This window comes from Arthrobacter sp. Hiyo1 (assembly GCF_001263615.2).
Taxonomy (GTDB): domain Bacteria; phylum Actinomycetota; class Actinomycetes; order Actinomycetales; family Micrococcaceae; genus Arthrobacter.
Genome location: NZ_DF952470.1, coordinates 163,578 through 168,330, shown reverse-complemented (window position 1 = coordinate 168,330; position 4,753 = coordinate 163,578). Strand labels below are relative to the sequence as shown.

6 protein-coding genes are annotated in these 4,753 nt (G+C 63.3%); 1 reads left to right on the top strand and 5 read right to left on the bottom strand.

Translation table 11 applies throughout. The features are described 5' to 3' along the window. Positions 1-96: 96 nt before the first annotated feature. The 5 genes from AHiyo1_RS09745 to AHiyo1_RS09725 all read right to left on the bottom strand — a co-directional run bounded on the left by AHiyo1_RS09745 (position 97) and on the right by AHiyo1_RS09725 (position 4,024). Entirely contained in the window at positions 97-987 is an 891-nt protein-coding gene (locus AHiyo1_RS09745; protein ID WP_059388443.1) for a spermidine synthase, read from the bottom strand. An 86-nt stretch (positions 988-1,073) separates the two neighbouring features. Next, positions 1,074-1,577 carry a GNAT family N-acetyltransferase gene (locus AHiyo1_RS09740; protein WP_059388442.1) on the bottom strand — a complete coding sequence of 168 codons (504 nt, stop codon included), beginning with the start codon at positions 1,575-1,577 and terminating at the stop codon, positions 1,074-1,076. 15 nt (positions 1,578-1,592) lie between these two features. Next, on the bottom strand, positions 1,593-2,276 hold the full coding sequence (locus AHiyo1_RS09735; RefSeq protein WP_059388441.1) for an O-methyltransferase: 684 nt from the start codon (positions 2,274-2,276) through the stop codon (positions 1,593-1,595). Positions 2,277-2,333: 57 nt separating this feature from the next. After that, positions 2,334-3,509, bottom strand: coding sequence for an ATP-binding protein (locus tag AHiyo1_RS09730; protein ID WP_059388440.1), 1,176 nt, complete (start codon positions 3,507-3,509; stop codon positions 2,334-2,336). Between the two features lie 191 nt (positions 3,510-3,700). Then, entirely contained in the window at positions 3,701-4,024 is a 324-nt protein-coding gene (locus tag AHiyo1_RS09725; RefSeq protein WP_059388439.1) for a thiamine-binding protein, read from the bottom strand. 70 nt (positions 4,025-4,094) lie between these two features. Here AHiyo1_RS09725 and AHiyo1_RS09720 point away from each other — a divergent pair, with 70 nt between their 5' ends. Further along, positions 4,095-4,703, top strand: coding sequence for a TetR/AcrR family transcriptional regulator (locus tag AHiyo1_RS09720; protein ID WP_059388438.1), 609 nt, complete (start codon positions 4,095-4,097; stop codon positions 4,701-4,703). Positions 4,704-4,753 lie beyond the last annotated feature (50 nt).

The following is a 4,753-nucleotide window of genomic DNA, read 5'->3' as shown; positions in this document are numbered from 1 at the left end:
TCGCTCACATATGAGCCAAACCGGCGGACGCTCGCTCACATCTGAGCCCAAACCGGCCGACGCTCGCTCACATATAAGCCCTTCGGTGAGTGACGGTCAGGCGGCTGGCCGCGGGTCGTGCCGGATCTGCGCGCCGACGGCGAATGCCCGGACTTTCGCGTCGTTCCAGATATGTGCGGGAACCGCCCCGCCGAGGAGCTTCCGGGCCAGTTGCGGATCGTCGCCGAAGGGCTCGTGGCTGCCGGCCATGATCATGTTCCCGTACCGCCGGCCCTTGAGCATCGCGGGATCGGCGATGATCATGGTGTGCGCGAAGGTGTCTGCGATGGTGGCGGCGTCCTCGCGGGCGTTTTTGAGGTCGGGCGCATCTCCGGAATTCACCACGTAGAGCCCGCCCGGCGCCAGCACCCTCGACGCGTGATCGTTGAATTCGCGGGTGGTGAGTGCCCTCGGGGTGAGCGCACCGGCAAAGACGTCCCGGATGATGAGGTCGCGGGTGTCCGGCGTGAGGCTTTCCGTGACTTCCCTGGCTTCGCCCACCCGGATTCGAAGCAGCGGGGCCTTCGGGAGGTCGAACCAACCGCGCACGTAGTCGGCCAGCTTGCCGTCGAGTTCCACCACCACTTGGCGCGCGTCCGGGTAGGCGGCGTGGAAGTACCGGGCGAGGGAACATGCTCCGCCGCCGAGATGCAGGGCCCGCAACTTCGGCTTGGATTCGGGCGGCCATTTGGATTCAACCAGCGCGGCTATCCAGCGCATGTACTCGAAGTCCAGGAACAGCGGCTCTGCAACATCGATATGCGAGCTCATGACACCGTTGATCTTCAGGAGCCAGCCGTTGGAATTGTCGGGGTCGGCAACCAACTCGCAGTCGCCGGTGTCGATGTAGTAGACGCCCTCCATGGGACCGTTCGGCTTGGTGCCCGCGGGCACCTCGATGACCCCGGCAGCTTGCCCGGCTCCCCTGCCCTTGCCACGCTTCGCCACTACTGCCGCCTTCTTCCGGTCATGCTTCAACCCTAGTTGACGCCGCAGCCTTGCGGTCAGCCCTCGACGACGCCGCAGCCTTGCGGTCAGCCCCCGACGGCGGCACGCACCATCCGGATCTCCGGCAGTTCGTGCCATTCGGGCGGCAAGAGCTGGCGTGTTCCGTCAGGCCGGAAGCCGTTCTTGCGGTAGAAAGCCTGGGCCCGCGGGTTGTCTTCGAGCACCCAAAGAAAGGCGGCAGAATTGCCGATCACGGCGTCGACCAATGCTTGCCCCACGCCCAAACCGTGCACGCGACGCAGGGTGTAGATCACCTGCAGTTGCAGCTCGCACGGCCGGTCCTCCTCCGGGGCCTCGCGGGCGAAGGCGATGCCCACCAAGGCACCGCCGGCGTCGTGGGCGAGCATCGGCTTGTATGAGCCCTCCAAGGCTTCCCGCTGCCTCTCGATCCGCGTGTTGATGGTGGCCTCACGGAAGGCGAAGAACTCCTCGGGCAAGAGGTGCCCGTATCTTTCCCGCCAGGCAGCCACATGCATGCGGGTCAGGGGCTCGGCGTCGTCCACGGTTGCCGGGCGGAGGGTAAATTCCATTCGCTCAGCCTAGCGTCACACCACGCGGGCTACCGCGAAGCCATCCCATCCCTTGGATCCAACCGTTTGGATGGCCGTTGCGTCGAGGCGAGGATCCTTGCCCATCATCTCCAAAGCCCCCACGATGCCCGGAGCGTTCACCTCGTCCATGGAAGGATCCAGGATGGCACCCTCCCAGATGACGTTGTCCATCACGATCACCGTCCCCGGCCGCCCGAGCCGGATGGCCCAGTCCAGGTAGTTGGAATCGTTCTCCTTGTCGGCATCGATGAAGACAAAGTCGAATGGACCGTCCCGCGTGGGATCTTCGGCCAGCGCCGCAAGGGTCTCCAGAGCCGGGCCGATCCGGATGTCCACTTTGTGGCCGATCCCTGCCATGTCCACGTTCGCCCGGGCGATTTCGGCGTGTTTCGGGAGGTATTCGCACGTGACCAGGCGGCCGTCGTCGGGCAGCCCCTGGGCCATCCAGATCGCGCTGAAGCCAGCCAAGGTGCCGATTTCCAGCACGCGCCGCGCCCCGGACAACTGCACCAGCATCTTGAGCAGCTTGCCGGCGTTGGGCGCCACCTCGATAGGCGGCATCCCGGCGTCGAGGGCGGACTGCACCGCATGCTTAAGCGCTGCATTCGGGCGGACGACGGCGTTGGACAAGTATTCCTCCACGGCCACCCAGCCGGGCTGGGCCTTGTGTTCAAACATGGCCCCAGTCTGGCACCGGGTGCGGGCCGGAGGGAAGGACCGGCAGCGGAGACCCTCTCAGCCTTCCGTCTGGCGTTCAATGAAGCCAGCCATTCCCGGGACCGTGAACTGAATCGATCCGTATTCGGGCGCATAGACCACGCCCTTTGTAATGAGTCGCTGCCGAATGACCGCGAGCTTGTTCGTAGATTTCCCCAGCCTCGCGGCAATTTCGCCCGTGGACGAAGGCTGTTCACCGTCAAGAGCCATCGCCCTCAGGTATACCCGTTCAGCAGGAGTGGCACGCTGCCATCGAGCCTCAAAAAAACCATGGTCAAGATCGCTTGTTCCGTACCTGACCGCCACCTGGGCGTCCTCGGCGGTAATGACCTTGTCCGGCGCCTCGTCCCACGCGGAACGCCCATAAATTTGGAGGAAGTAGGGGTATCCGTTGGCCGCGGACAACAATATCGACAATGCTTCGGGTGCCGTCGATGCGCCTAGCCTGCTGATCGGCAGGGTGAGGGCTTCTGCGGCCGCTTCTTCGGTGAGCTGGCCGATGGTCTTGTAGAGAAACAATCTCTCTCCGTAAGTCCTGGCCTCTGATATCTTGCCTGGAAGGTTGGGGAGACCTGCACCGACGATGTAGAAGGGCCATCCCCTCTGCCCGGCGAGATGCTGAACCGACAGAAGGACTGTCAGTAGTTCCTCGTCCAGATCCTGCATTTCATCAATGAATAGGCCGAATCCAGCCCGGGCCTTGCGCATGGCCAGGGATACATCTTCGACCAGCTCTTCAATATCGATGTCGAGATTCCCCGAATCGGCCCTGCCCTGATTCGTGGTCACGGAGGCCGAAACGCCTGTAGCGCCGAGGCTGGCGGAGATGTTGCCAATACTAGCCATCGACTCTTTTAGATAGGCCCAAGCGGGCTTGCCCCGAAGCCGCCGAGCACCAACTTCAAGTTCGCGTGCTAGCTTCGCGCGCGTCGCACCCTTACCGGCTTCCCCTGGCTGGGCTTCGAGCTGGATTACGAGCCAGTCGTTCTGCCGGGCGTGCTCAGCGAAGACATTCAACAGGACCGTCTTACCCACCCCTCGCAGGCCCGAGAGGACCATTCCGCGATCCCCAGTTGTGTTGGACCGCGTCCGAGCGATCAGCAGATCGAATGCCCTAATCTCACTGTCGCGTCCAACGAGTTCCGGGGGTCGCACGCCAGAGCCTGGCGCGAATGGGTTCAATGAAGGATCCATGGAGTGAGTACACGAACTTATGCGAACTTATAACAATACTTGTTATCGCGCATCGCATTTTGTTAGCTTAAGCTCCCGACTCAAGGGCGTTTCAATAGTCATCGGAGGCGATTGCCATCAACAACAAGCAGGCATCAGAGACCCCCGGCTGATCAAAGTCCGAGTGTGGAACCTGCGCGCAGTCGAAGGGCCTATTCCCCGCCGGCGATCGCCTTCTCGAGCCGCTCGACCTTGCCCGTAATCTCCCCCGCATATCCCGGCCGGATATCCGCCTTGATCACCAGGGACACCCGGCTCCCGCACTTGCTCACCGCCTCGGTGGCGCGCTTGACGACGTCGAACACTTCATCCCACTCACCCTCGATGGTGGTGAACATCGAGTCCGTCTGGTTGGGAAGCCCGGATTCGCGGACGATCTTCACGGCCTCGGCAACGGCATCGTGCACCGAGCCATCAACGGATGCGGCGCCAGCAGCGGGCTGGCCGGACGGGGCGACTGAAAAGGCAAGCAACATGAATCCAGTCTTTCACGGGCAAGAATGTCACAAAAGTGATTGGAGCCCCTCCGTTGCTACTGTGAGCAGCATGGACCGGCCCTTGGAACGCAAGCCACTTAGAGCTGATGCTGCGCGCAATGTAGACAAGATCATCACGGCGGCGCGCCAGTGCTTCCGCGAGCTGGGCCCGGAGGTTCCACTCCAGACGATCGCCACCACCGCAGGTGTTGGCCCGGCTACACTGTTCCGCAACTTCGCTGACAAGGAACAACTCGTCCTGGCCGCCCTGTCGCGGCAACTCAGGCTTCATGTCGACCCGGTCGTGGAAGAGTCCCTCGCGGGCATGGATGCCGCCGTCGGGCTCATCAACGTGATCGACGCCGTAGTGCAGGTTGCCAGCGAAGACGCCAACCTGCTGGGCGCCGTCGCCGGCCGCCGCGGACTCCTGGTGGGCATCACGGGCGGCTTGATCGATTCCATGGCTGAACTTCTTAGCCGCGGCCAGGGCCAGGGTTCCTTGCGCCGGGACATTTCCATCGAGGACATGGTGCGCCTTGTTGCTATGCTGATCGGCGCCGTGGACACCATGGAGCCGGGGTCCCGTGCTTGGGAACGGCCTGTTGCCCTCCTTGAGGACGCCATCCGCACCGAGCGCCCGTCGCGCCCGCTGCCGCAGCAGACCCCCATCCCCGGATGAATTTCCAGTAACCAGCGCACGACGGCGTTGCGCGCCGCGGCATGGTTGGA

Excerpts from the sequence above, each read along its gene's own strand:
- AHiyo1_RS09740 (WP_059388442.1), bottom strand. The coding sequence starts at position 1,577 with ATGGAATTTACCCTCCGCCCGGCAACCGTGGACGACGCCGAGCCCCTG.
- AHiyo1_RS09735 (WP_059388441.1), bottom strand. The coding sequence starts at position 2,276 with ATGTTTGAACACAAGGCCCAGCCCGGCTGGGTGGCCGTGGAGGAATAC.
- AHiyo1_RS09730 (WP_059388440.1), bottom strand. The coding sequence starts at position 3,509 with ATGGATCCTTCATTGAACCCATTCGCGCCAGGCTCTGGCGTGCGACCC.
- AHiyo1_RS09725 (WP_059388439.1), bottom strand. The coding sequence starts at position 4,024 with ATGTTGCTTGCCTTTTCAGTCGCCCCGTCCGGCCAGCCCGCTGCTGGC.
- AHiyo1_RS09720 (WP_059388438.1), top strand. The coding sequence starts at position 4,095 with ATGGACCGGCCCTTGGAACGCAAGCCACTTAGAGCTGATGCTGCGCGC.